Below are 25933 nucleotides of genomic sequence, written 5' to 3' on the forward strand. Positions count from 1 at the left end.
GAAAAGCCACTATCCAAAAGACAGGGTTTCGCTTATCCTTTAGCTGTATATAGATACAGTAGTCGAAATCGACAACCAATGTGAAGGCATGTGAGGTGGTGAATGGCCGTCGAAGTGGTATACCGCAGCAGCCGAGATCTGGAGCGCTTGTTCATGGATAAAGCCGAAGCTGACCGTCATGACAAAATGCTCGAACTGGCCGAATTGCTGGCTGAAGTGTTGCAAAAAGCCGTTCCGTCCCTGACCGAGCAGCAAGTGGAAGAAGCCGGGATCTACATGGCGAAGAATCGCGACGTGTTCGCCAAGGCGTTCAAGAGCCAGCCGGACGCCCTGTCCGAATTGCTCAGCGCACCGGTTGAAGTCGCAGAACCTGTCGCAGCGCTCGAGGTCGTTGAAGCCGCTGAGCCGATCGCCCCGGCCAAGCCTGCCAAGGCCCCCAAAGCCGCCAAGTAAGCAACGCGCAAATTGAACAGGCCCTGAGTCGAATGGCTCAGGGCCTTTTTCATGCCTGTGGAAAACTCATCCCTGACTCACCGGTACAACACTTTCTCCGCCAGTTCGTCCGCCACCCGGGCCGGTGAGCGTTTTTCCGCTTGGGCGTGGGCGAACACTTCAGTCAGGCGCGAACTGATTTTCGACAGGTGCGCGGTGATGGTTCCCAGTTCTTCGCCCCGATGTTTGAGCGAAACATAGATCAAACCGCCGGCATTGATCACGTAGTCCGGCGCATACAGGATGCCCCGCCGTTCCAACTGATCGGCGACGTCCAGATGGGTCAGTTGGTTGTTCGCCGAACCGGCCACTGCCGAGCAGCGCAGTTGCGTCACGCTGTGGCTGTTCAGCACTCCGCCCAAACCGCACGGCGCAAGAATATCGCAAGGCGTGCTGAGCAGTGCGTCGTTGGCGATGGGGTGAGCCCCGAGTTGCTCCATCGCCAGTTGCACCTTGCCGTGATCGATATCGCTGACCAGCAGTTCGGCCCCGGCGGCGTRCAACTGTTCTGCCAGGGCATAACCGACGTTGCCCAGGCCTTGAATGGCGACGCGCAGGCCTTCGAGGTTATCGCTGCCCAGTCGCGCCATTGCAGTGGCGCGAATACCGGTGAATACACCCATCGCCGCGTGCGGCGCGGGGTCGCCCGCCGAGGTGGTGCTGGTGACGTGTTGGGTCTGTTGGGCAATGCAATCCATGTCCGCCACTGAGGTGCCACTGTCGATGGCCGTGATGTAGCGCCCGTCGAGCTGATTGATACAGCGCCCGAAGGCTTCGAACAGCGCGGCGCGGTTGGCCACGTGAACGGGGCGGATGATCACCGCCACGCCGCCGCCCTGAGCCAGGCCGGCCAGTGCCGCCTTGTAACTCATGCCTTGGGCAAGGCGCACCGCATCCTCGACCGCAGACTCGTCGCTGGGATAGGCAAGGTAACGACAGCCGCCCAGGGCAGGCCCCAAGCGGCTGTTATGAATGGCAATGACCGCCTTCAACCCGGTGACCGAGTCAACGCTCAGATGCAGCGATTCAAGGCGGGTGCTTTGCATGAGAGCGAACATCGTAAGGCTCCCGAATCACTTCTTGTAGTCGCCAGTATAGGCTTGCGCCCAAAAATTGCAGAAGCGCACCGGAATAAGCACGGCCACGATGCAAGCTTTAGGAAATAACCTGCATTCGACCTTGTACGGCACTGGACGAACGCCGGAGAGGGGGCTAAAACGAGGCATTGCCCGGAGATTTTGATGACCCCGCGCCAATCGTTCTTCGCCTGCCTGCAACGTTCACCGCCCGCGCTGTTCGAGGCGGCACTGTGGATTGCGGTCGAGCACGACAGCGAAGTGGAGCCGCAAGCACTGCTGGCCGATTTCCAGGAGTTGCAGCAACGGGTCAGCGGCGGCTTGCCGATGCTGCCGGTCAGTGAACTGGCCCAGCCGCTGCTGCGGCGCCTGAATGACCTTGGCTTCGCCCAGGACGATTTCACGCCGTTGCGCCCGCAAGTGGCACTGCTGAACAAGGTACTGGAACGCCGAAGAGGGCAACCCTTGACGCTGGCGCTGATAGCACTGGAGTTGGCCAGGGGCCTGGAGATTCCCCTGGTCGGGGTCAACTTTCCCGGGCATTTCCTGCTGCGAGTGCCGGGCGCCGATCATTTGCTCGATCCCTGCGGCGGCCGTCGCCTTTATCCCAACGATTGTCGGGAGTTGTTGCACCGCCAGTACGGCCCGAACATCAAGCTCAGCGCCGAGCACCTGGAAACCGCCGAGCCGGTACAGATGCTGCAACGGCTGTCGCGCAACCTGCGCCAGTTGTACCTGTCCCACGACGATTTCATCAATGCCTTGATCGACGCCGAGCGTGTCCTGGAACTGGGCAACGCCAGCGCCGCCGACTATCTGGCCCGGGCCAGCTTGTACCAACGACTGGACTGCCCGAACGCCGAGCGTTTTGACCTGGAGCACGCACTGCTGCTCAGCGACGATCCGATCCAGCGGATTCGCCTGACGGAACGGTTAGGGCATTTGCCGCCGAACGCCATCGTTCATTAAAAGCAAAAGATCCTGCTTCTGACTTAAGGCGTATCTGGCTGATTCGCCGGATGCGCCTTGATGAACGCCGGGTGTGTCGCCGCCAATGCCGCCACTCGCCGGATTCGCGGGTAAGCTTCAAGAGAAACATTGAACCGCTCGGCCGCGTACAGTTGCGGGATCAAGTAGACATCCGCCAACCCGGGTTCGGTGCCGAAACAGTAACCCTCATCACCGATCAACTGCTCCACCGTCGCCAACCCTTGGCCGATCCAGTGGCCGATCCACTCCACCACCTGCGGTTCGTCGTGGCCCGACTGGCGCAGCCGATTGAGCACGCTGACGTTGTGCAGCGGGTGCACATCGCAGCCGATCACTGCCGCCACGCCGCGCTCGTGAGCACGGGCAGCCAGGTCTTTGGACAGCAGGGGCACCTGTGGATAACGCTCCTCCAGGTACTCGATGATCGCGGGAGACTGGATCAGCAATTCGCCTTCATCGGTGCGCAAGGCCGGCACACGGCCCTGCGGGTTGATGCCCAGATAAGGCGGCTGCCGATGCTCGCCACCCTGCGGTGCGATCAGGTTGACTGGCAAGGATTGATAATCCAGACCCTTGAGCGCCAACGCGATACGCACCCGGTACGACGAAGTCGAACGGTAGTAGGTATAGAGTTCCATGCCCTGCTCCTGTCAGCGCGCCGGCAGCACTTTGCCGCGGCATTCGCCGAAGCCAATGGACGCGAACCCGTCGCGGCGGCAACGTCCGCGCAGGATGATTTCGTCGCCGTCCTCGAGGAATTTACGCACCTCGCCCGAGGCCAGTTCGACCGGCTTTTTACCGCCCTCGGTAATTTCCAGCAGGCTGCCGAACTGACCGCTCTGCGGTCCCGACAACGTGCCCGAGCCGAACAAGTCCCCAGCCTGCAATTGGCAACCATTGACGCTGTGGTGCGCGACCATTTGTGCCACGGTCCAGTACATGTGCCCGGTGTTGCTCAGGGTCAGGCGATGGGCTGGCAGGTTCTGCTCGCGCATGGCCTCGGTGAGCAGCAACACTTCCAGTTCGATGTCGAACGCACCAGCGGCCTGATCGCGCTTGTCGAGCAGGTACGGCAGCGGCTGCGGATCGCCTTGCGGACGCGCAGGCTGGGCACGACGGAACGGCTCCAGTGCTTCGGCGGTGACCACCCACGGCGAGATGCTGGTGATGAAGCTTTTCGACAGGAACGGCCCCAGCGGCTGGTATTCCCAGGCCTGGATGTCCCGTGCCGACCAGTCATTGAGCAGGCAGAAACCGGCGATGTGATTGGCGGCGTCGCCAATGGCAATCGAGTCGCCCATGTCGTTGCCCTGGCCGATCCAGATGCCCAGCTCCAGTTCGTAGTCCAGGCGCGCACAAGGGCCAAACGTCGGTTCGCTCTGACCGGCCGGCAACGTCTGGCCTTTCGGGCGGCGGACGTCAGTACCGGATGGGCGAATGGTCGACGCACGACCGTGGTAGCCGATTGGCACGTACTTGTAGTTCGGCAGCAGCGGGTTGTCGGGACGGAACAGTTTGCCGACGTTCTGCGCGTGCTCGATGCCGACGTAGAAATCGGTGTAATCGTTGATTTTCGCCGGCAGGTGCATCTCGCAATCCACCGCCAGCGGCAGCAGTTTTGCGCCCTGGGCTTCGATCTTGCCGTGCAGGGTGCTGCCTTCGGCGAACAGTTCCAGCAAGCGTTCACGCAGGGCCACACGGGCCTCGCGGCCCAGTTCGAAGAACGCATTCAACTGGCCGCAACAAGTAGCCTCGACCGCAGCCTTCGCGGCGCCATCGAACAACCCGACTTCAAGGGCCGCTTGCAGATCAAAGATATGCTCGCCAATGGCCACGCCACTGCGCGGTGCCGAGCCATTGAGGCTGAACACGCCCAGCGGCAGGTTTTGCAGGGGGAAGTCCGCGTGGCCGTTGGCGGACGCAACCCAGCTGCGAGTGATGGAAGTCTGCGTCATGGGTTATCTCCGGGTCGGGTCGAAAGTGGCGGGCAGCGTAGCCCAGCAGGCGTCGTAGGTATTTTGCAGTTGTGGGCAATCGAGGGCGAAACGGCTTGGGCGCAACACTTGGCTGGTTTCGAACATGAACGCCATGGTGTTGTCGATTTTCGCCGGCTTGAGGTCAGCGTTGATCGCTTTGGTGCAAGTCTCACCGTCGGGACCGTGGGCGCTCATGCAGCTGTGCAACGAAGCACCGCCGGGTACAAAACCTTCAGCCTTGGCGTCGTATTCGCCCTGGATCAAACCCATGAATTCGTTCATCAGGTTGCGATGGAACCACGGCGGGCGGAAGGTTTTCTCGGCCACCATCCAGCGCGGCGGGAAGATCACGAAGTCGAGGTTGGCCAGGCCGTGGACGCTGGTTGGCGAGGTCAATACCGTGAAGATCGACGGATCAGGGTGATCGAAACTGACGGTGCCGATGGTGTTGAAACGGCGCAGGTCATATTTGTACGGCACGTTATTACCGTGCCAGGCAACCACGTTGAGCGGCGAATGATCAAGCTCGCACGCCCACAACTGGCCGAGGAATTTCTGCACCAGCGTGGTCGGTTGTTGCAGGTTTTCGTAGGCCGCCACCGGGGTCAGGAAGTCCCGCGGATTGGCCAGGCCATTGCTGCCAATCGGCCCCAGGTCCGGCAGACGCAGCGGCGCGCCATGGTTTTYGGCGACATAACCGCGGGCTTGCGGGTCAAGCAGTTCGATGCGGAATTTAAGGCCGCGTGGCAGTACGGCAATTTCCAGCGGTTCCAGTTCAAGCACGCCGAGTTCGGTGGCAATGCGCAGGCGCCCCAGTTCAGGCACCAGCAACATCTCGCCGTCGGCGTTGAAGAACACACGCTCCATGGAACGGTTGGCGCGGTAGTTGTAGATGCTGATCCCGGCCGGTTTTTCCGCGCCCGAGTTGGCCGCCATGCTCACCAGACCGTCGATGAAATCGGTCGGCTCGGCAGGAATCTCCAACGGGTTCCAGCGCAGGCGATTGGGGGTCACGTCACCCAGCGGACCGCCGGCCAGTTGCCGGTCAAGTTTGACGAATGCCGGGTGATTGGCCGACGGCTGGATGCGGTACATCCAGGTGCGCCGCGCCTCGCTGCGCGGCATGGTGAACGCCGTGCCGGAGAACAGTTCGGTGTAGAGGCCGTACGGGGCTTTTTGCGGGGAGTTCTGGCCGGCGGGCAGTGCGCCGGGCAACGCTTCGCTGCTGAATTCGTTGCCGAAGCCTGACAGGTAGGCCAGCGCTGGCGTCGTTGAATCGGGGTTCATGGAGCCTCCTGAACAGGGAGTCGGCAATGCCGGTCACCCTTTGGAAGAGTTACTGGCCAGCCTCGGTTATTTTTATCGTAATTAGATTACGCATAACGTAATTTGATTGGTATTGACCGTCAAGCTATAAAGACGCCCATTCGTTACAGGATCAAACCGCCACCATGGAAAAACCTACCAGCGACAGCAACGGCAAACAGAAAGTCCGCTCGGCTGAGGTTGGCACCGACATCCTCAAGGCTCTGGCCGAGTTGTCGCCCTCGACTTCGCTGTCGCGCCTGGCTGAACACGTGCAGATGCCGGCGAGCAAGGTTCACCGCTATTTGCAGGCCTTGATCGCCAGCGGTTTTGCCGAACAGAACGCCGCCACCAACCATTACGGCCTGGGCCGCGAAGCCTTGCGCGTAGGGTTGGCGGCACTCAACAGTATGGACGTGCTGAAAGTTGCCGCCCTGCCCTTGTCCGAGTTGCGTGACGACTTGAACGAAACCTGTTTTCTGGCGGTATGGGGTAACCAGGGCGCGACCGTGGTGCATATCGAACCGGCGGTGCGTGCGGTGACGGTGGTGACACAACTGGGCTCGGTGTTGCCATTGCTCAGTTCTTCGACGGGACTGGTATTTGGCGCCTACCTGCCCAGGCGTGAAACCGTGGACCTGCGCGATCAGGAGTTGCAGAGCAGCGCCACCCACAGCTTGGCGGATGATCAGGCGTACACGACGATGTGCGAACAGATCCGCCAACGGGGCCTGCATCATGTGCATGGATTGTTGATGCCCGGTGTGGATGCCTTGTCGGCGCCGGTATTCAACGCCATGGGCAAGATTGCGGCAGTACTGACCGTGGTCGGGCCGACCTCGCTGTTCCATGCCGATGAAAACGGTCCCGCGGCGCAGCGTTTGCTGTCTGCCACACGAGCAGTGAGTTGGCGCATGGGTTATCAGCCAGACGCATTGACAACCTGAACGCAACGGCGCTGATCAGACGGGCAGGATCAGCCCCAGCTTCTTGCCCATCGCCACGGCTTGCGTCCGACGCTCAACCCCCAATTTGCTGTGGATTCTCCGGGCGTGGGTTTTCACCGTATGCAAGGAGATGAACAGTCGCTCGGCAATTTGCTGATTGGAACTGCCTTGGGCAATGAGACCCAGCACCTCAATCTCCCGGGTACTCAGCGGGCTGACATCGGCGAGCATGGCCGTCACCGACTCTTCCCCGCGCAAACGGCTGAGCAAGTTCGGCTGGCGCAGCCCCAGTTCACGCAACGCCTGTTGCCCATTACAACGCTTCACCAGCGCCAGGCCCGCCTCCAAAGCCGCCCTGGCCAGACTGGGCTCCGCGGTCAGGTCCGCCACTTCGCTGATCGCCAAATGCAATTCCGTTTCCAGCGCCAGCATGGCATGCCGTTGCGCGTGATCGAGCAACTCCTGCAGCCGATCCAGCGGCTTTTGCGTCTGTTGCAAATGCATCTGCGCCAACACCAATTGGTACTCGATACGGGCAATCAGTTGAAGCGTGGCCGGTGGCGCCTGGCGTGCACGAGGCCCGCGATAGTGACGCAAGACACGGGTCAGCGCTTCACAGGCCAACTCCGGTCGCCCTTGCTGCAACCAGAAATGACTGCTGATTTGCAGCAGCACCCCGCGATACACCGTATCGGGAATCTGGCGCTGCTGCATCACGCGTTCGGCTTCGCGCAAACGATCAAACGCAAGGGCGTAATCGCGCTGATTGGCGGCCATCTGCGCTTGCCCGAGAAAGCCATACAGCGCGTGCTTGTCCTGGCTTTGCAGGCAGTCCTCCAGGCCGGACTGGAAGAAACCGGCGGCCAACTCATCTTGTCCCTGACAGAGGGCCAACCGCCCTCGCCGCAGGGCAATTCGCCCCAATAACGGCGTCGGTCGATCAGCCTGTCGGGACAACAGGTCAAAAACTTCAGCCAACAAGCTCTCGGCACGTCGGGGCGCACCGCGCATCTCCAGCAACTGCGCGTGATCGAGTTCAAGCAGCCCTTCGAACAATAGCGAGCCTTGGGCGCGCGCCAGACACAGCGCCTCACGATTGAACGTCTGCGCCGCATCGAGTTCGGCGTTGAGCAAGGCCTGCTGGGTCAGACCCGACAGGCACAACAATCGCACCGGCCAGGCATCGACGCTCAACTCGGCCAGCGCATCGAGAAAGTGCGCACGGGCCGCCTCCATGCGGCCTTGCAAATGCAGCAACCAGCCCTGTTGCGCCTGCCAGCGTGCCAGCAGTTGCCGTTGCAGTTTTTGCGTAGGCTGTGGGGCAAATCGAGCCAGTTGCTCAATGCACACGGCAGCATGATCGAAGCGCCCGGCAAACAACAACGCCGCAGTAACCAGTCCCACCAATTGCGGTGTAACAAGGGTCAGCTCAGCCTGTTGACGCTCGTGTAGATTCAACAACAGACAAGCATTTTCACGCCGGAACAAATGCTCGAAGCTGAAGTGCTGCAACAGGCTGACCGCCACTTCGAACTCCTGCGCCAACAGAGCCTGCTCGAACGCACCTTGCCAGTCTTCTTCGGTGCTGAACCATTGGCACGCGCGGCGATGCCAGGATCGCCCGGCCGGGGTCGGCTCTTCACGCATCGCCCGGGCCAATGGCTCGAAGATCCGCAACCACTCGACGGAGTCCTCCCTGGGTTCAATGAAGCAGCCCATTTCCTGCAACGCGTGCAGCCACTGTGCGCCCTCACCCGTACCGAAAAGATGCTCGCACAGGCTGGCGTTGAAGCGTGGCAGATGAACCAACACCTGCCAGACTTCAACCAACTCCGGCGGCAAGGTGTTGAACAACTCATGCTGCAGATAATCGAGCAGCGTCGCCGAACGCCCCTGTTCACCAGACCACGGACAACCATTGAGCAACGCGATCCGCACGCCAGCGCACCAGCCACCGCTGCGCTCAACTACCCTTTTGGCGGTTTGTGCCGCGAGGGTCGGCTCGACATGACCGAGCAACTGCCCGACCTCGGCCTCGGTAAACGCCAGCGTCCGGCCTTCGCACTCGTACAACTCATCATCCAGCAGCAGCCGCGGCCAATTGCAGGATGGTCGTCGACGGGAGCTCAGCCACCAGGTCAGCGCCGGGCTGGCGACGGCCAACAGGCGATCGAGCATCCGGTCGAGTTCCGGATTGGGTGCGCGGCAGTAATCATCCAGAAACAGCCAGGTCGGCGCCTGTAATCGGGCCAGATGCGCCAGCAGCCCGGGCTCATCCGCCGAGGGCAGACCCAGCGCTTGCGTCAGGCGCAACAGAAAATCGGCTGCACTCAACGACGCCCCCGCCAGCGGCAGCCAACAGACCCGAGAGTGCTCCGGCGCCCGCAGCAGGCATTCGGTGAGCAACGCGCTCTTGCCACTACCGGCCGGCGCGCAAAGTAACTTCACCCGCGCAGTCGAGACCAGCATGGGCTCGATCAGCCGCTCGCGGGACAGATGATGGGACGACAGTCGGGGCAGGAAACCGGGGCGGTCCAGACAGTGCGTCATTGCAGTCATAGTGATGCGCCTTTTTTATAATTCTGGCGCCACCCTAGTCCCCTCCCGAGCGCTTGTTGAAGAAGTATTCAACACACTGATCAACCCCTATAAAAAAGGTGACCGCGAAGTCACCCTTTTGTTTAAGAGTCTGTAGGAAACCTACCGAACCCCCGTACTACGCAAGGCTGCTGGCGTGTAGTCCCCCGCTTTTGCATCGATGTTGAATTCGAAGCTGCGCTTCTCTTCGTTCTTCATTCCCAGGGCGATATAGCGGCCGGCAATCAGGTCATACAGCGCTTCGACGGTGTAGGTCGGCACCTGGTGATCGTAGTAGAACTGGGCATGCCCTTCGGCGACGCGCCAAAGCTGGCCACGCCCGTCGTAGTGGTCGGCCAGCGCCACTTGCCAGCTGTCTTCATCGATGTACATGTGGCGTTTGGCGTACACGTGGCGCTCGCTCGGCTTGACCGTGGCGACGACTTCCCAGACCCGGTGCAACTCATAGCGAGTCAGGTCCTGATTGATGTGCCCGGCCTTGATCACATCGGTGTATTTGAGGTCTGGCGAGTCGAGCTTGTAGCTGTTGTAGGGGATGTACATCTCCTTCTTGCCGATCAGTTTCCAGTCGTAGCGATCCGGTGCGCCGGAAAACATATCGAAGTTATCGGTAGTGCGCAGGCCGTCGGATGAGGTGCCGACGCCGTCATAAGCGACCTGTGGCGCACGCCGTACCCGGCGCTGTCCAGCGTTGTAGATCCAGGCCTTGCGCGGCTCCTTGACCTGGTCGAGGGTCTCGTGGACCAGCAACACGTTGCCCGCCAGCCGCGCCGGTGCGGTCACTTCCTGCTTGAAGTAGTTGAGGACGTTATCGTCGCTGCCCGGTTTCAAATCACCGAGCAACGACGGCACGGCGACCTCGTCCTTGAAGCGGATCACGGTGAAATCGCCATTGGACTGCGGTGTCGCCTGGGTGATGGTGCGGCGCAGATTGCCGCCGTGGTAACGCGTGACGTGGTTCCAGATCACTTCCACGCCATTCTTCGGAATCGGGAACGCGTAGTAGCGATTACCGGTGAAGTTCGCCAGACCGTTACCGTCATTGATCGGTGTTACGTTCAGAGCGCTGCGTTTGGCCGACTCATAGATTTCCGCCGGTAACGCCACGGTGCGGTGGCTGGGATAGACCGGAATCTTGTAAGTCTCTGGATAGCGCTTGAACATCGCGATCTGGCCGTCGGAGAGCTTGTCCTTGTACTTGTCGACGGTCGCCGCGGTGATCACGAACAACGGCTTTTCGTTGGCGAACGGGTCAGCCAGGAAACCTTTGCTGTCCACCGCACCAGCGTTTTTCGGGATGCCGCCGGTCCAGGCCGGAATCGAGCCATCGGCATTACCGGCCTTCTCGGCACCGAGTGGGGTCAGGCTGGTGCCGAGCTTGTTGGCTTCTTCCGGCGACACCGCGGCCATCACGTTGGCAGCCAGCAGACTCAGGGCCAGAACGGTGCCCAATTGCAGAATCATCTTGCGCATTGAATTCATCCTTTTCAGCCAGATCAGAAGTTCACACCAAAGCTCAACGCCACGAAGTCACGGTCAGTGAGGACGTTGTAGTCCCCGCCGAAAAAGTCGGTGTAACTGAGGCTCGCGGTATAGGTGTTGCGATAGTCCGCGTCGACACCGAGGCTGATGGCCTTGGCGCCTTCGTTGAACAGACCGTTGGGGCCAAAGCCGGAAACGTCGTGGGACCACGAGAGGTTGGGTCTGAAATTGATCCCGGCGATCAGGTTGTTGTAATCGAGAATGGCCCGGGCGCGATAACCCCACGACGTCGAGGTCACGAAGCCGCCGGTATCACCGCCGAAACCATACTGACCAAACACCGAGTCGCGGCCGTAGCGCAGTTTGGTGCGCGGCTCCAGGCCGCCGACCCGAACCACCGCCGCCTCGCCCACCAGGGTCAGGCGATCCGCACCCGCGACCTGATCGATGAAATGCGTCAGGGTGCTCTGGACCTGCGTCACCTCCTTGCGGCGGTAGCCTTTGTTGTCGGCCCCCGGTGTAGTGGCGATGGGCGATGCCGCACCACCTGCAATCGGATTGAGCATGGCCAGGGTCAGGTCATTGGTGTTGACCTGCACCGGGAGGTTGGGGCGGTAGCTGATTTCGCCGCTCCACGCGGTGCCGGTGGATAACGTGGTGGAGAAGCTCGCGCCGTAGAGGCGGATGTCCTCCGGGTATTCGAGGTAATACTGGCCACGACCGAGCATCACACTTTGGGCCAGGCCCGAACCGCTGCCGGGCGCGATGCGGTTGGCGGCGGCAACGATCCCCGGAAGGCTTGCCAGCGTACCGGGGCCAGCGGTGGTGGTCCCGACATTCGGTGAGCGGCTGTGGTAGTTCATGAAGTACAGGCCGTACTCGGTGTCGTCCCCCAGCCAGCGCAATGCCGTCCCCCACTGTCCGGAGTCCCGGGCATCGCGGTCGCCACCACGGGGAACGATCACCCCCTCCTTGCTGACTTCGAAGCCCTGGCCAAAGGCAGCAGCAATCGGCTGCAGCGGTGCAATGGCCGGGTTGGCGACGGTGTAACCCTTGTTGCAACCATCGGCCACCACATCGACGCCGAAGAAGGTGCCGCAGTTATCGACAACCGTCTGGTCCCACTCCAGTTGATAGAAGCCTTCGACCGTCAATTTGTCCGTCAGCCCCTGGGAGGCAAACAGCATGTTGACCGGAATCAGGCCTTCCTTGATCTCTGCCCCCGGTCGACGGAACGCGGACACGTCGACCGGGTTGATGCTGTTGATCGAGTTGCCGATGAAAGTACTTTCGCCCCAACTGACCACCTGCTTGCCGGCGCGGACCGTGCCCGGCAAATCGGCGAGGGAGTAGTTGTGATAGACGAAAGCGTCGAGGATTTGTCCGCCTGAAGACTTGGCGCCCTCTTTGCGATTGTGATCGCTGATGTCCTTGAATGGCCGGCTCTCATCTTTCAGTTCGAAGTCGTACCAGTACTTGCCACGCACAAACGCACCGGTGTCGCCGTACTTCAGTTCGAGGTCGTGAATCCCCTTGAAGATTTTCGAGAAGGTTTCACCCTTCTTGAAATTCAATCGCCCGTCGTCGCCGGTCGAAGACTGGCCGGAACCGCCGTTGACGGTGCCCACCAGGGCGTTATCCGCATCACGCACGCCCCAACTCGCGCCGACCGACAGCGAGGAATCGAACGTCCCCTCGATTTCCCCAATGTTGAACGAAATGGCCTGTGCCTGGGCACAGCAGCCCAATGCAACCGCAGCCGCCAGCGCCTGTGGTGTGAAGATGGCGCGCATTGTTGTTTTTGTCATGCGTCTTCCCCGGTGAGTGACAGAAGGCCTCACCCTACTGCCGGGCACCGGGGTCGATAAGCGCACCAAGGAGGTATTCGTGGTGTACCTCTAAAGGATGACCGGCACAGGGTCATCACCCAGAGGACGAGCAGCCGAATCCTGACTGTTGCCGGGGTTGCAACAGTGCATGTCCGTAATTGGTATTTTTCCTACGACACCAAGGGCTTATTCTTGCCTGGCTGTCACGGTAAACCACCGCAGGCACGATGTACCCGCCTGTGCCGTGATGAAAGATTTCAGATGAATTGAGGATTCGGTTCATCGCCCCGCGTTCACTGACGTTGATTTGTAGCTCCTGATCCAACGTCTTACCTTGGCCGCTGCGTTTGCAGCGGCCTTTTTTATGGGCGATGTTTTTTGATGAGTAACGGCTGCCCGTCAGTCCCCCCTGAGCATCCAGAAAAAACTTAGCGCGCCTACATTTTTTTCAGAAAGCGCCTACAGCCAAAGGTAAACACCAAAAGCACTCGAGCCATTAAGTTGAACAACAAGTCGGCGCACGATTTTTATTTTCGTCCGGCTTCAAACTTACTTATTGCGAGTGCAACCATGAAATCCATCAACTACAACCAGTATCGCTCAATCCGAAGCTTCAACAGTCGAATACACTTTCTGATTCTTCACTACACGGCCGCTAACTTTTCAAGTTCTGTCAGTGCCCTGACCGGCCCGTATGTCAGCGCGCACTATCTGATTCCAGATATCACTGACCCCAGTTACCTGAGCGCCGGTCATACCGGGCAGGAAGTTTTCAACCTGGTGGATGAAAACCATCGCGCTTGGCACGCGGGCGTCAGTCAGTGGGGCAACCGCAGCAATTTGAATGACACGTCCATCGGCATTGAAGTCGTCAACCTGGCGACTGACAACAACGGCGAATTCACCTTTCCGCCGTATCACCCCGAGCAGATCGCTGCGATTGAACAACTGGCCCTGAACATCCTCAAGCGCTACCCGGATATCACGCCGACGAAGGTTTTGGGCCACTCCGATGTTTCGATCGGCCGCAAGAGTGACCCGGGGCCGATGTTTCCCTGGCAAGCGCTGTACTTGAAAGGCGTCGGAGCCTGGTTCGATGCAACCACTAGGGACGAGTATCTGCGCCAATACACCACATCGGGCGTACCAGCCCGAAGCGAATTGCTTGGGCTGTTCAAAACCTATGGATACGATGTTTCGGGCGCGTCAACGGAAGGCGGTTTTAAACAGTTGGTGCGGGCATTCCAGATGCATTTTCGCCCGGAAAACTTCGACGGAAAAATGGACGTGCAAACAGCCGCCAATCTGAAGGCACTGGTAGTCAAATACTTTCCCGGCTGATCGGTAACAAACGGCTCCCAGCCGACAAATGCAACAACCGGCAAGGTCAATCAATGTGACCTTGCCGGCAGTATCAGAGCGTATATCTCTGCAAATTCCCCATCATTTCCTTCAACGCTTCGATGTTGTCCTTCGGATGCGCCGCGCCTTCGAAGTCGCAAATCTGCTGCCAGTGCGCCGCCACGTCTTCCGGGGAGAAACCCGTCCGAGGATCGAACCCGGCACCGAGGCTGCGCTCCCAGCGGACCTTGCCCATCCAGCCGCCGCCGACTTCAAACAGTCCGGAGGTTTCCTGGCAGTCCTCGCTGGCCAGGTACACCACCAGCGGGCTGACCAGTTCCGGCTTGAGCTGTTCGAAGACTTGCGGCGGGATCAGGCCTTCGGTCATGCGCGTGCCGCCAGTGGGGGCGATGGCGTTGACCAGGATGTTGTTCTTGCGGCCTTCGATGGCCAGGGTGCGGGTCAGGCCATAGAGACCGAGCTTGGCCATGCCGTAGTTGGACTGGCCGAAGTTGCCATAGATGCCCGAGGTCGACGCGGTGAAAATCACCCGGCCGTAGTTCTGCTCGCGCATGTGCGGCCAGGCGGCGCGGGTGACTTTGTAGGCACCTTCGACGTGGACGCGGTAAACCAGGTCCCAGTCGGCGTCATCCATTTTGTGGAAGGTCTTGTCACGCAGGATCCCGGCATTGTTGACCACTACGTCGACTCGACCGAAGACGTCCAGAGCGTGCTGGACCAGTTTGTCACCGTCAGTGACCGAGTCGTGGTTGGCCTCGGCGATGCCACCAGCCTCGCGAATGTCCGCCACCACGCGGTCGGCGGCCGAGGCGTTGGCGCCCTCACCCTGGGCCGAGCCGCCAAGATCGTTGACCAGCACCCTGGCGCCCTGTTTGGCGAACAGCAGTGCATGCGCCCGTCCCAGGCCGCCACCGGCTCCGGTGATGATCACGACTTTATCTTCGAAGCGCACAGACTCATTCATGGGGGACTCCAGCAGGCCAGGGGACAATGAGTCCGAGTTTCAGGCACTGCGCAGCGGGTCACAATGAACAAGGGGGAGGCTGAATGGTGGGCGATAAGGCTGGGGGATGATGATCGCGTCGGACAGGATGACGCGCCCCCTGTGGCGAGGGAGCTTGCTCCCTCGCCACAGAAGCAGAACAGGTTCAACGCTACGAATCAGGAACACGCCACCTTGCGCGACGGCAAGAGCAGTTGATCGCGAAACGCCAGGTAGTGCTTGAGCACCTCGCAGGGCGCCTCGATCTGTGGGTAGTGGCCAATGTCGGGCAACACCACCGTGTCCGCCTTCGGGATCAGTTCCCGGTAACGCTCGACCATGTGCACGCCGGAGATCGGATCGACCCCGCCGTCGATCACTCGCAGCGGCACTTCACCGCGTTGCATCGCGCTCACCCAGCGGTTGCGCCAGACGCGTCGCTCCGGGATGTAGGCGATCAATTTGTGCATGATCCGTGGCCCGCGCTGGCTTTCGACCAGGCTCCAGAAGTCATCCATCTGGCTTTCACTGGGACGGGTTTGCGGACCGAAAATCTGCCGGAAGCTTCTCACCAGGCCATCACGGCTGAAGGCACGGCCAATGATCCAGCCCAAAGGGCTGAGCAAGAGTTTTTGCATCAATACCGGGCGATGGGTTTCCGGAAACAACCCGCCATTGAGAAACACGCAACTGGCCAGCTCCACCCGCGACTCGTAATGCCGGGCCAGCAGTTCCTGGGCCACGCTGTCGCCGTAATCGTGGGCAAACAGGTGCACCGGCTGTTCGACATTCAGGTGTTCAAGCAGTGCCTGTTGCAGATCCGCTTGCTCCAGCAGGCTGTATTCGTGATTCGCAGGTTTAGCTGAATCGCCGAAGCCCAGCATGTCGCAAGCGATCACGCGAAACCGCTGGGTCAAAGGCTGCCACAGGTAATGCCAGTCCCAACTGGCGGACGGAAAGCCGTGAATGAGCAACAGTGGCTCACCCTGCCCTGCTGTCCAGTAACGGATGCTCTGGTCACGAAAGATGAACGTCTGGCTGCGCTTGCGCCAGACACACAGAGGGATCTCGGCGAGTTCCATCAGAGTTTATAGCCCGGGTCCAGTTTATCGAGTTTGCGCAGCAGCGCCGGCCACGCCAGCGCTCCGCCCATGCCTTGAGCACTTCTGGTGACACCCGCGATCATGGCTTTGGCGCCGGCCAGAATCCGCGGTTCGATGGCGATCAGTTCAGCGGCACCGTTTTGCGCCATGACCTGAATGTCGCAGGCACGCTGAAAGGTGAACATCATCAGGAACGTATCGGCGATGGTGCTGCCGCAGGTCAGCAGACCGTGGTTATGCAGCATCAGGAAATTGTTTTCACCGAGGTCGGCCTGCAGCCGCACTTTCTCTTCATGGTTGAGCGCCACGCCTTCGTAGGCGTGGTAGGCCAGGCTGGAAAGCACGAACAACGACTGTTGGCTGATCGGCAAAACGCCCTGCTTCTGTGCCGACACCGCCACCCCTGAAGCGGTGTGGGTGTGGAGCACGCAGACGACATCGTGACGAACTTCATGCACGGCGCTGTGGATGGTGTATCCCGCCGGATTGATCTCGTAAGGACTGTCCATCAGCTTGTTGCCGGCCTGATCCACCTTGACCAGGCTCGACGCGGTAATTTCATGAAACATCAACCCGAACGGGTTGATCAGGAAATCTTCGGTGCCAGGCACCTTGGCGGAGATATGGGTGAAGATCAGGTCATCCCAGCCGTGTTGAGCGACCAGGCGATAACAAGCCGCCAGGTCGACGCGGGTCTGCCACTCGGCAGCACTGACCTGGTGTTTGACTCTGTGTGGCGATTGGACAGGAGCGACAGTCACGGCAAGGAACCTCGGTGTTTTTATGATGGAGTGTTTCCTATGTTTACCGAGTCTAGTCACCCCTTGAGGTTCGTGTACTTGCATTCGCAGCCAGCTTTGTGGCCCTGCGAGTCAGTCGCCCAGCCACCCTGGATCCATGTCAAACGACCGGCGCCAGCGATGGTCTGACAGGCAGTTTTTTACCGTACTGTCAGAACCCTGACTGGCAAGGATGCCGGGGCAACGATCAGGCGCGCAGTGCGTTGATCAGGTCCGCCAGCCAGGGCTCGGCGTCCGTCTCGGGGGTCACGCTCTCGCTGGCATCCAGCCGCAGCATTGGCAGTACTTCGCGAATGCCCAGCTCTCCGAACAATTCGCGCATCTGCTCGCCGCCGCCACAAAAAGTATCGCCATAACTCGCATCACCCAATCCGATCACCGCGCCCGGCAAACCGCGCCAGGCCGCTGGCAACTGGTCGCGAATGGTCGAATACAGCGGTTGCAGGTTGTCCGGCAGCTCACCCATGCCGGTGGTCGAGGTCACCGCCAGAAAGGCTTCGGGGCCGAACGCCTGGAGATCGGCGAGGGTCGCACGCGGGTTGTGAAAGGTTTCGAAACCGGCGGCTTTCAACAGGCTGGCGGCGTGGCGGGCAACTTCTTCGGCCGTGCCGTACACCGAGCCGGAAATGATGGCGACTTTCATCAATCTGATCCTGAATCCGAGTAAAAGACCCGGATATTAACAGCACGGTCGTGATTGTTCTTTTAGAATGCAATCGACAATCAATCAGGAAAGGATCCTCCGATGATTAATGCGCAACTGCTGCAAATGGCTATCAACACCTCCAACGACGGTATCGTGATTGCGGAAAAGGAAGGCGATCAGGACAAAATCCTCATTTACGTCAACCCCGCGTTCGAACGCCTGACGGGGTACTCCAGCGAAGAAATCCTCTATCAGGATTGCCGCTTCCTGCAGTCGGGAGACCGCGACCAGGAAGCCCTGCCGTTGATTCGCGACGCCTTGAACCGTGAAGGATCCTGCCGGGAAATACTGCGCAACTACCGCAAGGACGGCACACCGTTCTGGAACGAGCTGTCCCTTTCAACGGTGAAAAATCCAGCGGACGGGCAAACCTACTTTGTCGGCGTGCAGAAAGATGTCACCGCGCAGGTCAAGACACAACAGCGCGTGACACAGCTTGAAGCGCAGTTGGCTGAACTCCAGGCCGAACTGACGGCGCTCAAGGCGACGAACGGCAAAAACCAAATCAAGAATTAATGGTCAGTAACTACAATCACCGCTGACTTTGTAACTATATCTTTTGAGCTGGCCATGCAACGCGACGCACTCCTGACCCAGGATGAGCTGGATTTCATCCAGAGCATGCAACACAACCCGCAACTCAATGTGCGGGACGCGACGTCGAGCCTGCTCGTCAACGGGGGATCGCAAATTCGTGACCTGCTCACCCGCCTGGCGGCCCATGAGCAGGTGACCATTCAAGCCACCTTCGAAAACCAGCAAATGACCTTCCCCCTGCACCTGGTGGAAGACGAGTTCCATGCGCTACACCTGCGCCTCGGCGTGCCGAGCATCTATGAAGACGGACCGATGGTCCGGCCTTGGCGCCTGGTACTGGACGAACCGGTAGCACTGGAAAACGCCAAGGGTCAAACAGGCACCCTCTGGGTGCACGAAGTGTCGTGCAAAGGGGTTTTGCTGGAGGTTCGCAACAAGACCAAGCCGCCGAAGCATTTCGCCTTGTGGTTCAGCCCGTCAGGCTATGAGCGGATTGCCTTGCGTGGCACTTTCGAGAAAGAAAACGAACAGGGCTTCTATGCCTATCAACTGAGCCAGAGCGATACGGACGAAACCGAGCGCCTGCGCCAGTTCATCCTGCAACAACATCGGTTGACTCATCCCGCGCTGCACCTCTGAACCTCAAGTATCCAGACTACCCGCCAGGAACTGCTTCAGACGCTGGCTCATGACCTCCCCTTCATTGCCCAGGCATCCGATCGATGACCCGGCCAGGCTCTCCTGTACCAGATCGCAAGCATCACCGGCCAACAACAATCGGCACTCCAGACTCATGGCCAGGCGATTCAAGCGCCGCGGCAACTCGGGAGCCGGCACATGATTGGAAAACAACACCAGCGCCAAGGGCTTGACCCTTTCACACGTCAGCACCAGCTCATCGAACGGCTGACCAATGTTCAGCACGCGAACGGCCGCTGGCCCGGCACTCAGAAACAGGGCAGCGACCAACAGTTCCAGCTCGCGGCAATGGCCAACCAAGGCACAGATGACCACCCGAGGCGGCTGTTTGTCTCGCAGCAACAACAGACGCTGCACCACCCGGGAACGCAAAAATCCATCCAGGAACAGCCACTCGCTGGTCCCGCCGAACTGGTCCTGTCGTTGCAACAATTGCTTCCAGACAGGGATCAGAATGTCCTGAAACACCACCGGCAGGGCGTGACTGGAAAAGATTTGCCCGTAGACCTGCTCCAGCCGAATGTCGTCAAACCCGTTGACCGCAGCAAGAACCTGCTGCTGCCACTGTGCATAATCGGCTTCCACGAGGTTGTTGGGGATAATGTGCGACAACGCCTGGAGCGGCTGGGTTTTGGCCAGGATCCTGCCGATCTTGCTGACGACTACACCGCGCTCGACCCAGCCGAGGACGTCGCGAACCCGTTCGATATCGGTCAGCGAATACAGGCGATGCCCACTTTCGGTGCGCATTGGAACAATCAGGCCATAACGTCGCTCCCAGGCTCGAAGCGTGACCGGATTGACGCCTGTCAGGCGCGCCACCTCGCGAATCGGATAGAGCTGTTCCTGTTCAAGGGAGACAGCCCGCGGTACACCTGAAACTACGTCAGTGAGGACAGGCATCTAGGATTGTATGTCCATGTGCAGGTGGGATCCCATTTAACTCCTCTGCCCCACAACGATTCAAGTTCATAATCGAAAAAAATCGCTCAAAGACGAAACCGGCAGAATGAGGAATAATCCTTGCTTGTTTCAAGCCGCAGCCCACTACCCCGGCGCTGCGCCTGGCGAAGTTCCTATCCGGAGCGACGCAAATGTCTACGGAGATGCACAATGTCTACCCCTCCCGTCACGCTGATGGTTGCGCGCCGCGTTGCCAATGGACGTTATCAAGACCTGATCGCCTGGCTGCGCGAAGGCGAACAACTGGCCACCGACTTTCCTGGCTACCTTGGCTCCGGAGTACTCGCACCGCCGCCCGGTGATGACGAATGCCAGATTATCTTCCGCTTCGCCGACGAGCAGACCCTGCATGCCTGGGAGTATTCCGCTTCGCGCAGCGCCTGGCTCGGACGCGGCAGCGAGTTGTTCGCCCACCCGACAGAACATCGGGTCAGCGGCATCGAGGGCTGGTTCGGTGCCGTCGGTCAACGCCCGCCGCGCTGGAAACAGGCCGTGGCAATCTGGTTGGCGTTCTTTCCGGTTTCCCTGCTGTTCAACTTTGCGCTGGGGTCGCTGCTGAGTGAGATGGCGCTGCTGCTCCGCATGTTCATCAGCACCCTGTGCCTGACGCCGTTGATGGTGTATTTCTTCATTCCACTGTCGACCCGTTTGCTGGCCAATTGGCTGAACAGCACGCCCGTACGCCGCTTGCCCGCCGCCCCCTCCACCCAAAACCACTGATATTGCGCACAATAGGTAGAGCGCTCCCGTCGCTGGTATAGTTTTGTTCTCACCGCGACGCGAGCCGTTCATGACTTTTTCTGCAGCCCCCATCCTCATTACCGGAGCCGGCCAGCGTGTCGGCCTGCATTGCGCCCGGCGACTGCTGGAAGATGGCCAGCGCGTGATTTTCAGCTACCGCAGCGAACGACCCGGCGTACAAGCGCTGCGCGATCTGGGGGCCACGGCGGTGTTCGCGGACTTCGCCAGCGAGGCCGGGATCCTCGCCTTCATCAGCGAACTGAAAACCCACACCGACTGTTTACGGGCGATTGTCCACAACGCCTCCGAATGGCTGGCCGAAACGCCGGACACCGACGCTGCAGCGTTCACCCGCATGTTCAGCGTGCACATGCTGGCGCCCTACCTGATCAACCTGCATTGCGCCGACCTGCTGCAACGCTCAAGCCCCGCAGACATCGTGCACATCAGCGATGACGTGACCCGCAAGGGCAGTAGCAGGCACATCGGCTATTGCGCCAGCAAAGCCGGGCTCGACAGCCTGACCCTGTCCTTCGCCGCCAGGTACGCGCCGGCCATCAAGGTCAACGGGATCGCGCCAGCCCTGCTACTGTTCAACCCTGAGGACGACGCGGCCTACCGCGCCAAGGTGCTGGCCAAGTCCGCGCTGGGCATCGAACCCGGCTGTGAAGTGATCTACCAGAGCCTGCGCTATCTGCTCGACAACCCTTATGTCACCGGCACCACCCTGACCGTCAACGGCGGAAGGCACATCAAATAAGTGTCCCGCGAGGATTTTCCATGACGTTATCGCTGCCCCAGAATTATCGAGAGATCCTCATCGGTCTCGGTGAAAACCCCAACCGCGAAGGTTTGCTCGATACGCCGATGCGCGCGGCCAAAGCCATGCAGTACCTTTGCCATGGTTACGAGCAAAGTGTCGAAGAGATCGTCAATGGCGCGCTGTTCGCCTCCGACAACGATGAAATGGTCATCGTCGACAACATCGAGCTGTACTCGCTTTGCGAACACCACATGCTGCCCTTCATCGGCAAGGCGCATGTGGCTTATATTCCAACCGGCAAAGTGCTGGGCCTGTCGAAGATCGCACGGCTGGTGGACATGTTCGCCCGGCGCCTGCAAATCCAGGAAAACCTCACCCGGCAAATCGCCGACGCCGTGCAACAGGTGACCGGCGCGGCAGGCGTCGCGGTGGTCATCGAGGCACAGCACATGTGCATGATGATGCGCGGCGTCGAGAAACAGAATTCGACCATGAACACCTCGGTGATGCTCGGCGCCTTCCGCGAATCGAGCAACACCCGCCAGGAGTTCCTGCAATTGATTGGACGGAGCAAGTAGCAATGCCACAACTTCAGCCAGGCATGGCACGCATCCGGGTCAAAGACCTGTGCCTGCGTACCTTCATCGGCATCAACGAGGATGAAATCCTCAACAAGCAGGATGTGCTGATCAACCTCACCATCCTGTACGCAGCCCAGGAAGCGGTGCGGGACAACGACATCGATCACRCGCTGAACTACCGGACCATTACCAAGGCGATCATTGCCCATGTGGAAGGCAACCGCTTTGCGCTGCTCGAACGCCTGACCCAGGAAATTCTCGACCTGGTGATGGCTAACGCATCGGTGCTCTACGCCGAGGTCGAGGTCGACAAGCCCCACGCGCTGCGATTTGCCGAGTCGGTGTCGATTACGCTGGCAGCGAGCCGCTAGCTTCAAGCCACAAGCGCCAGGCTGTAAACTTGCAGCCACCGCCATCCAACTTGCAGCTTCAAGCGTGCCGCTTGAAGCTGTCTCGCAGAGACCGCCATGACCGATCAACAACGCCTGGAACTCGAAGCCGCCGCCTTTCGCCGGCTGGTGGCCCACCTCGACAGCCGTAAGGATGTGCAAAACATCGACCTGATGAACCTCTCGGGCTTCTGCCGCAACTGCCTGTCCAAGTGGTACAAGGCGGCGGCTGACGAACGCCAGATCGAGGTCAGCCTCGATGAAGCCCGCGAAGTGGTTTACGGCATGCCGTACGCCGAGTGGAAAGCCCAATTTCAGCAAGAAGCCAACGCCGAACAACAGGCGGCGTTCGCCAAAGGAAAACCCAATGAGTGATTTGAACACCCTGCGCGCCAGCCTCAACAGCGGCGAACACGCCTTCGCCGATACTCTGGCGTTCATTGCTGCCGGTTACGACTACCAGCCTCAGGCTTTCAACAATGGTGGCGTGGAAAACGCGGCCGGGCAGAACGAAGGCTCGTGCAAGACCCTGGGTCTGGCGTTGCTCGAAGGCTTGAGCGATGAAGAAGCCCTGCTGGCTTTCGGCGAGCATTACCGTTCGGTTGTTGCCACGCCGGAAGGCAGCGATCACGGCAACATCCGCGCGTTGATGGCCCATGGTCTGGCTGGCGTGAAATTCACCCAACAGCCACTGACCCGCCGCTGATTCAAATTGTAGGAGCGAGCCTGCTCGCGATGAACCTGAGAGCGCTGCGGGGCATCAGGCACCCAGTGTTATCGTTCACGACCATCGCGAGCAGGCTCGCTCCTACAGACGATCGACAGCACATCCCGACTTTTAAGATTGACCCGGCCACTTTATTTCGTTTGCCCCCTACCACCGCTCACGGCTTAGATAAAAAGAAGTCCTCCTTCTTCCGAGCCGGTCATTCATGCGCAGCGAAACCATCAGCCAGTCGATCAACATCGTTCACCCTGTCACGCTCAGCCACGGCAAAAACGCCGAGGTCTGGGACACCGATGGCAAACGCTACATCGACTTTGTCGGCGGCATCGGCGTGTTGAACCTCGGCCATTGCCATCCGCGTATCGTCGAAGCCATCCGCGAACAAGCCACCCGACTGACCCATTACGCGTTCAATGCAGCGCCCCATGCGCCTTACCTCGAACTGATGGATCGCCTCAGTGCGTTCATGCCGGTGGGTTACCCGGTCAGCGGCATGCTTACCAACAGCGGCGCGGAAGCGGCGGAAAACGCCCTGAAGATCGTCCGTGGCGCCACCGGCCGTAGCGCAGTCATCGCCTTCGACGGCGCGTTTCACGGCCGCACACTGGCCACCCTCAACCTCAATGGCAAAGTCGCGCCCTACAAACAGAAAGTCGGCGTGCTGCCGGGCCCGGTGTATCACCTGCCCTTCCCCAGCCAGGATAACGGCGTCAGCTGCAGCGAAGCCCTTAAAGCCATGGAGCGCCTGTTCAGCGTTGAGATCGATGTCGAAGACGTCGCCTGCTTTATCGTCGAACCGGTGCAGGGCGAAGCGGGCTTCCTGGCCATGGACGTCGAATTCGCCCAGGCGCTGCGCAAGTTCTGCGACGACAAGGGCATTGTGCTGATCGCCGATGAAATCCAGTCCGGCTTCGGTCGTACCGGCCAACGCTTTGCATTTTCGCGACTGGGTATCGAGCCTGACTTGATCCTGCTCGGCAAAAGCATCGCCGGCGGCGTGCCGCTGGGAGCGGTGGTCGGGCGCAAGTCGCTGCTGGACAACTTGCCCAAGGGCGGACTCGGTGGCACTTACTCCGGCAACCCCATAGCCTGCGCTGCGGCATTGGCAACCCTGGACGAAATGACCGATGCCAACCTGCATGCCTGGGGCACACAGCAGGAAGAAGCGATTGTCGGCCGCCATGCAACCTGGCGCGCGAACAACCTGACGCCGTACCTGGGACGCCTGACCGGCGTCGGCGCCATGCGTGGCATCGAGTTGATCAACGCCGATGGCTCGCCCGCACCGGCCCAATTGACCCAACTGCTGGCCCTGGCGCGGGACGCGGGCCTGCTGTTGATGCCCAGCGGCAAATCGCGGAACATCATTCGCTTGCTGGCCCCGTTGACCATCGAGGCAACGGTGCTGGAGGAAGGGCTCGACATCCTTGAGGCGTGCCTGGCCAAACTGGCCTAAGCATATCTCCCCTGTAGGAGCGCATTTGTGTTGCCCATAAAAAACCGGCCGAAGCCGGTTTTTTCATTTCAACGAAAGCAGAATCAAGCGTTCTGCAGATTGTCGAGGTAACGCTCGGCATCCAGTGCCGCCATGCAACCGGCGCCAGCGGAGGTGATGGCCTGACGGTACACGTGGTCAGCCACGTCACCGGCGGCGAAGATGCCTTCGAGGCTGGTGGCGGTGGCGTTGCCGTCACGGCCGCCCTGCACAACAAGGTAGCCGTCTTTCAGGGTCAACTGGCCTTCGAACAGCGAAGTGTTTGGCGTGTGGCCGATGGCGATGAACACGCCGTCGACTTTCACTTCGTCGAAGCTGCCGTCGTTGTTCTTCAGGCGCGCACCGGTCACACCCATGTTGTCGCCCAGCACTTCGTCCAGGGTCGCGTTCAGCTTCAGCTCGATCTTGCCTTCGGCAACACGGGCATTCAGCTTGTCGATCAGGATCTTCTCGGCGCGGAAAGTTTCGCGACGGTGGATCAGGGTCACCTTGCTGGCGATGTTGGCCAGGTACAGGGCCTCTTCAACAGCGGTGTTGCCGCCGCCGACCACAGCCACAGGTTTGTTGCGGTAGAAGAAACCGTCGCAGGTCGCGCAGGCCGAAACGCCCTTGCCCATGAACGTTTCTTCCGATGGCAGGCCCAGGTAACGAGCGCTGGCGCCGGTGGCGATGATCAGGGCGTCGCAGGTGTAAGTCGCGCTGTCGCCGGTCAGGGTGTACGGCTTGGCGGCGAAGTCCACGGCATTGATGTGATCGAAAACGATCTCGGTTTCGAAACGCTCGGCGTGCTCGCGCATCCGCTCCATCAGCGCCGGGCCGGTCAGGCCGTGGACGTCGCCCGGCCAGTTGTCGACTTCGGTGGTGGTGGTCAGTTGACCGCCAGCCTGCATGCCGGTGATCAGCAGTGGCTTGAGGTTGGCACGGGCGGCATAGACCGCGGCGCTGTAACCGGCAGGGCCGGAACCGAGAATAATCACTCGCGAATGACGGACTTCAGACATGACCTGCTCCTGTTGACCGGCCCGGAACACCTGGCGCGGAACGCCGGATTGCCGGCTGGAATAAAAAAGAACGGTTGAAAGCACTTGGGGAAGGCTTGAACCCGACCGTCCTGTAAAAAGATTGGGTGCAGCGTATCGAGGGGGCGAAGATTAAGGAAATACGGATTAACAATCCAGCTCATAGGTGGTCTCTATGCCATCTGACCGACGATATCGACGTCTTTGTTACAGTGAATGTCGATACCACTGCCGCGCTTTCGCACATGAAGCAAAGCCGGTAAGGTCGGCGCGTTTTCCCTTTGCTCGGAGCACATCATGCCTGCCCCCGTTCTGTCCGGCCCGCAATACCTGCGCGAAGGCCTCAAGCTGGTGCTGAGCCCCAGCCTGCG

Annotated in this window: 25 protein-coding genes and 2 pseudogenes; 14 read left to right on the plus strand and 13 right to left on the minus strand. The window is 60.1% G+C overall.

Going from position 1 to position 25933, the window contains the following annotated elements; genetic code table 11:
* Window positions 1–102: 102 nt before the first annotated feature.
* A pseudogene (locus AC1DVH_RS05465) lies at window positions 103–342 on the plus strand (YebG family protein); the annotation flags it as partial.
* A gap of 188 nt (window positions 343–530) precedes the next feature.
* On the opposite strand, the gene AC1DVH_RS05470 reads toward AC1DVH_RS05465, so the two are convergent.
* The gene (locus AC1DVH_RS05470) at window positions 531–1550 is read right to left on the minus strand and encodes a Glu/Leu/Phe/Val dehydrogenase family protein (RefSeq protein ID WP_477752933.1); all 1020 of its coding nucleotides are present in this window, start codon (window positions 1548–1550) and stop codon (window positions 531–533) included.
* Window positions 1551–1733: 183 nt separating this feature from the next.
* On the opposite strand from AC1DVH_RS05470, the gene AC1DVH_RS05475 reads away from it, so the two are divergent.
* A complete protein-coding gene (locus AC1DVH_RS05475) occupies window positions 1734–2537 on the plus strand; it encodes a SirB1 family protein (protein WP_477752934.1) in 804 nt (267 codons plus the stop codon).
* A 23-nt stretch (window positions 2538–2560) separates the two neighbouring features.
* Here the strand turns inward: AC1DVH_RS05475 and maiA are convergent, their stop codons facing one another.
* The 3 genes from maiA to hmgA are packed head-to-tail and all read right to left on the minus strand — an operon-like array spanning window position 2561 to window position 5821.
* Window positions 2561–3196 carry a maleylacetoacetate isomerase gene (gene maiA, locus AC1DVH_RS05480; protein ID WP_477752935.1) on the minus strand — a complete coding sequence of 212 codons (636 nt, stop codon included), beginning with the start codon at window positions 3194–3196 and terminating at the stop codon, window positions 2561–2563.
* A 12-nt stretch (window positions 3197–3208) separates the two neighbouring features.
* Window positions 3209–4513, minus strand: coding sequence for a fumarylacetoacetase (gene fahA, locus AC1DVH_RS05485; RefSeq protein WP_477752936.1), 1305 nt, complete (start codon window positions 4511–4513; stop codon window positions 3209–3211).
* A 3-nt stretch (window positions 4514–4516) separates the two neighbouring features.
* Window positions 4517–5821: a homogentisate 1,2-dioxygenase gene (gene hmgA, locus AC1DVH_RS05490; RefSeq protein WP_477752937.1), complete on the minus strand. Its 1305-nt coding sequence runs from the start codon at window positions 5819–5821 to the stop codon at window positions 4517–4519.
* Window positions 5822–5985: 164 nt separating this feature from the next.
* On the opposite strand from hmgA, the gene AC1DVH_RS05495 reads away from it, so the two are divergent.
* Complete coding sequence (locus AC1DVH_RS05495) at window positions 5986–6786, plus strand: IclR family transcriptional regulator (protein WP_477752938.1); 801 nt, start codon at window positions 5986–5988, stop codon at window positions 6784–6786.
* 15 nt (window positions 6787–6801) lie between these two features.
* On the opposite strand, the gene AC1DVH_RS05500 is transcribed toward AC1DVH_RS05495, so the two are convergent.
* The 3 genes from AC1DVH_RS05500 to AC1DVH_RS05510 all read right to left on the minus strand — a co-directional run bounded on the left by AC1DVH_RS05500 (window position 6802) and on the right by AC1DVH_RS05510 (window position 12674).
* Window positions 6802–9345: a LuxR C-terminal-related transcriptional regulator gene (locus tag AC1DVH_RS05500; RefSeq protein ID WP_477752939.1), complete on the minus strand. Its 2544-nt coding sequence runs from the start codon at window positions 9343–9345 to the stop codon at window positions 6802–6804.
* Window positions 9346–9486: 141 nt separating this feature from the next.
* Complete coding sequence (locus AC1DVH_RS05505; RefSeq protein ID WP_477752940.1) at window positions 9487–10857, minus strand: DUF1329 domain-containing protein; 1371 nt, start codon at window positions 10855–10857, stop codon at window positions 9487–9489.
* A 23-nt stretch (window positions 10858–10880) separates the two neighbouring features.
* Window positions 10881–12674: a DUF1302 domain-containing protein gene (locus AC1DVH_RS05510; RefSeq protein WP_477752941.1), complete on the minus strand. Its 1794-nt coding sequence runs from the start codon at window positions 12672–12674 to the stop codon at window positions 10881–10883.
* 591 nt (window positions 12675–13265) lie between these two features.
* On the opposite strand from AC1DVH_RS05510, the gene AC1DVH_RS05515 reads away from it, so the two are divergent.
* Window positions 13266–14036 carry an N-acetylmuramoyl-L-alanine amidase gene (locus tag AC1DVH_RS05515; protein WP_477752942.1) on the plus strand — a complete coding sequence of 257 codons (771 nt, stop codon included), beginning with the start codon at window positions 13266–13268 and terminating at the stop codon, window positions 14034–14036.
* 73 nt (window positions 14037–14109) lie between these two features.
* On the opposite strand, the gene AC1DVH_RS05520 is transcribed toward AC1DVH_RS05515, so the two are convergent.
* The 4 genes from AC1DVH_RS05520 to AC1DVH_RS05535 all read right to left on the minus strand — a co-directional run bounded on the left by AC1DVH_RS05520 (window position 14110) and on the right by AC1DVH_RS05535 (window position 17585).
* Window positions 14110–15021, minus strand: a complete 912-nt coding sequence (locus AC1DVH_RS05520) for an SDR family oxidoreductase (protein WP_477752943.1) — start codon at window positions 15019–15021, stop codon at window positions 14110–14112.
* Between the two features lie 197 nt (window positions 15022–15218).
* A complete protein-coding gene (locus AC1DVH_RS05525) occupies window positions 15219–16121 on the minus strand; it encodes an alpha/beta fold hydrolase (protein ID WP_477752944.1) in 903 nt (300 codons plus the stop codon).
* Window positions 16121–16903 carry a class II aldolase/adducin family protein gene (locus AC1DVH_RS05530; protein WP_477752945.1) on the minus strand — a complete coding sequence of 261 codons (783 nt, stop codon included), beginning with the start codon at window positions 16901–16903 and terminating at the stop codon, window positions 16121–16123. The genes AC1DVH_RS05525 and AC1DVH_RS05530 overlap by 1 nt, the downstream gene beginning before the upstream one ends.
* 226 nt (window positions 16904–17129) lie before the next feature.
* Window positions 17130–17585: a flavodoxin gene (locus AC1DVH_RS05535; protein WP_477752946.1), complete on the minus strand. Its 456-nt coding sequence runs from the start codon at window positions 17583–17585 to the stop codon at window positions 17130–17132.
* 102 nt (window positions 17586–17687) lie between these two features.
* Between AC1DVH_RS05535 and AC1DVH_RS05540 the strand changes: the two genes are divergently transcribed.
* A complete protein-coding gene (locus AC1DVH_RS05540) occupies window positions 17688–18164 on the plus strand; it encodes a PAS domain S-box protein (protein WP_477752947.1) in 477 nt (158 codons plus the stop codon).
* Between the two features lie 54 nt (window positions 18165–18218).
* Entirely contained in the window at window positions 18219–18824 is a 606-nt protein-coding gene (locus AC1DVH_RS05545; protein WP_477752948.1) for a hypothetical protein, read from the plus strand.
* 3 nt (window positions 18825–18827) lie between these two features.
* Here the strand turns inward: AC1DVH_RS05545 and AC1DVH_RS05550 are convergent, their stop codons facing one another.
* A complete protein-coding gene (locus AC1DVH_RS05550) occupies window positions 18828–19787 on the minus strand; it encodes a MerR family transcriptional regulator (protein ID WP_477752949.1) in 960 nt (319 codons plus the stop codon).
* A 210-nt stretch (window positions 19788–19997) separates the two neighbouring features.
* Between AC1DVH_RS05550 and AC1DVH_RS05555 the strand changes: the two genes are divergently transcribed.
* The 7 genes from AC1DVH_RS05555 to AC1DVH_RS05585 all read left to right on the plus strand — a co-directional run bounded on the left by AC1DVH_RS05555 (window position 19998) and on the right by AC1DVH_RS05585 (window position 24504).
* Entirely contained in the window at window positions 19998–20567 is a 570-nt protein-coding gene (locus tag AC1DVH_RS05555) for an antibiotic biosynthesis monooxygenase (protein ID WP_477752950.1), read from the plus strand.
* Window positions 20568–20637: 70 nt separating this feature from the next.
* The gene (gene folM / locus AC1DVH_RS05560) at window positions 20638–21348 is read left to right on the plus strand and encodes a dihydromonapterin reductase (RefSeq protein WP_477752951.1); all 711 of its coding nucleotides are present in this window, start codon (window positions 20638–20640) and stop codon (window positions 21346–21348) included.
* Window positions 21349–21368: 20 nt separating this feature from the next.
* Entirely contained in the window at window positions 21369–21929 is a 561-nt protein-coding gene (gene folE / locus AC1DVH_RS05565; RefSeq protein ID WP_477752952.1) for a GTP cyclohydrolase I FolE, read from the plus strand.
* Window positions 21930–21931: 2 nt separating this feature from the next.
* The gene (gene folX, locus AC1DVH_RS05570) at window positions 21932–22303 is read left to right on the plus strand and encodes a dihydroneopterin triphosphate 2'-epimerase (RefSeq protein WP_477752953.1); all 372 of its coding nucleotides are present in this window, start codon (window positions 21932–21934) and stop codon (window positions 22301–22303) included.
* A gap of 96 nt (window positions 22304–22399) precedes the next feature.
* Window positions 22400–22696 (plus strand): DUF1244 domain-containing protein, encoded by a 297-nt coding sequence (locus AC1DVH_RS05575; protein WP_218429330.1) that lies wholly within the window; start codon window positions 22400–22402, stop codon window positions 22694–22696.
* Window positions 22689–23027 carry a HopJ type III effector protein gene (locus AC1DVH_RS05580; protein WP_429488460.1) on the plus strand — a complete coding sequence of 113 codons (339 nt, stop codon included), beginning with the start codon at window positions 22689–22691 and terminating at the stop codon, window positions 23025–23027. The genes AC1DVH_RS05575 and AC1DVH_RS05580 overlap by 8 nt, the downstream gene beginning before the upstream one ends.
* A 226-nt stretch (window positions 23028–23253) precedes the next feature.
* Window positions 23254–24504 carry a 2-aminoadipate transaminase gene (locus AC1DVH_RS05585; RefSeq protein WP_477752954.1) on the plus strand — a complete coding sequence of 417 codons (1251 nt, stop codon included), beginning with the start codon at window positions 23254–23256 and terminating at the stop codon, window positions 24502–24504.
* Between the two features lie 83 nt (window positions 24505–24587).
* Here the strand turns inward: AC1DVH_RS05585 and trxB are convergent, their stop codons facing one another.
* Window positions 24588–25544: a thioredoxin-disulfide reductase gene (gene trxB / locus AC1DVH_RS05590; protein WP_057716403.1), complete on the minus strand. Its 957-nt coding sequence runs from the start codon at window positions 25542–25544 to the stop codon at window positions 24588–24590.
* 315 nt (window positions 25545–25859) lie between these two features.
* Here trxB and AC1DVH_RS05595 point away from each other — a divergent pair.
* A pseudogene (locus AC1DVH_RS05595) lies at window positions 25860–25933 on the plus strand (sulfate transporter CysZ); the annotation flags it as partial.

The organism is Pseudomonas sp. P4_C3 (assembly GCF_056402075.1).

Bases quoted from the DNA above. Each gene is read 5' to 3' on its own strand.
- AC1DVH_RS05475 (WP_477752934.1), top strand. From the start codon at position 1,734: ATGACCCCGCGCCAATCGTTCTTCGCCTGCCTGCAACGTTCACCGCCC.
- maiA (WP_477752935.1), bottom strand. From the start codon at position 3,196: ATGGAACTCTATACCTACTACCGTTCGACTTCGTCGTACCGGGTGCGT.
- fahA (WP_477752936.1), bottom strand. From the start codon at position 4,513: ATGACGCAGACTTCCATCACTCGCAGCTGGGTTGCGTCCGCCAACGGC.
- AC1DVH_RS05495 (WP_477752938.1), top strand. From the start codon at position 5,986: ATGGAAAAACCTACCAGCGACAGCAACGGCAAACAGAAAGTCCGCTCG.
- AC1DVH_RS05500 (WP_477752939.1), bottom strand. From the start codon at position 9,345: ATGACTGCAATGACGCACTGTCTGGACCGCCCCGGTTTCCTGCCCCGA.
- AC1DVH_RS05505 (WP_477752940.1), bottom strand. From the start codon at position 10,857: ATGCGCAAGATGATTCTGCAATTGGGCACCGTTCTGGCCCTGAGTCTG.
- AC1DVH_RS05510 (WP_477752941.1), bottom strand. From the start codon at position 12,674: ATGACAAAAACAACAATGCGCGCCATCTTCACACCACAGGCGCTGGCG.
- AC1DVH_RS05515 (WP_477752942.1), top strand. From the start codon at position 13,266: ATGAAATCCATCAACTACAACCAGTATCGCTCAATCCGAAGCTTCAAC.
- AC1DVH_RS05520 (WP_477752943.1), bottom strand. From the start codon at position 15,021: ATGAATGAGTCTGTGCGCTTCGAAGATAAAGTCGTGATCATCACCGGA.
- AC1DVH_RS05525 (WP_477752944.1), bottom strand. From the start codon at position 16,121: ATGGAACTCGCCGAGATCCCTCTGTGTGTCTGGCGCAAGCGCAGCCAG.
- AC1DVH_RS05535 (WP_477752946.1), bottom strand. From the start codon at position 17,585: ATGAAAGTCGCCATCATTTCCGGCTCGGTGTACGGCACGGCCGAAGAA.
- AC1DVH_RS05540 (WP_477752947.1), top strand. From the start codon at position 17,688: ATGATTAATGCGCAACTGCTGCAAATGGCTATCAACACCTCCAACGAC.
- AC1DVH_RS05545 (WP_477752948.1), top strand. From the start codon at position 18,219: ATGCAACGCGACGCACTCCTGACCCAGGATGAGCTGGATTTCATCCAG.
- AC1DVH_RS05550 (WP_477752949.1), bottom strand. From the start codon at position 19,787: ATGCCTGTCCTCACTGACGTAGTTTCAGGTGTACCGCGGGCTGTCTCC.
- AC1DVH_RS05555 (WP_477752950.1), top strand. From the start codon at position 19,998: ATGTCTACCCCTCCCGTCACGCTGATGGTTGCGCGCCGCGTTGCCAAT.
- folM (WP_477752951.1), top strand. From the start codon at position 20,638: ATGACTTTTTCTGCAGCCCCCATCCTCATTACCGGAGCCGGCCAGCGT.
- folE (WP_477752952.1), top strand. From the start codon at position 21,369: ATGACGTTATCGCTGCCCCAGAATTATCGAGAGATCCTCATCGGTCTC.
- AC1DVH_RS05575 (WP_218429330.1), top strand. From the start codon at position 22,400: ATGACCGATCAACAACGCCTGGAACTCGAAGCCGCCGCCTTTCGCCGG.
- AC1DVH_RS05580 (WP_429488460.1), top strand. From the start codon at position 22,689: ATGAGTGATTTGAACACCCTGCGCGCCAGCCTCAACAGCGGCGAACAC.
- AC1DVH_RS05585 (WP_477752954.1), top strand. From the start codon at position 23,254: ATGCGCAGCGAAACCATCAGCCAGTCGATCAACATCGTTCACCCTGTC.
- trxB (WP_057716403.1), bottom strand. From the start codon at position 25,544: ATGTCTGAAGTCCGTCATTCGCGAGTGATTATTCTCGGTTCCGGCCCT.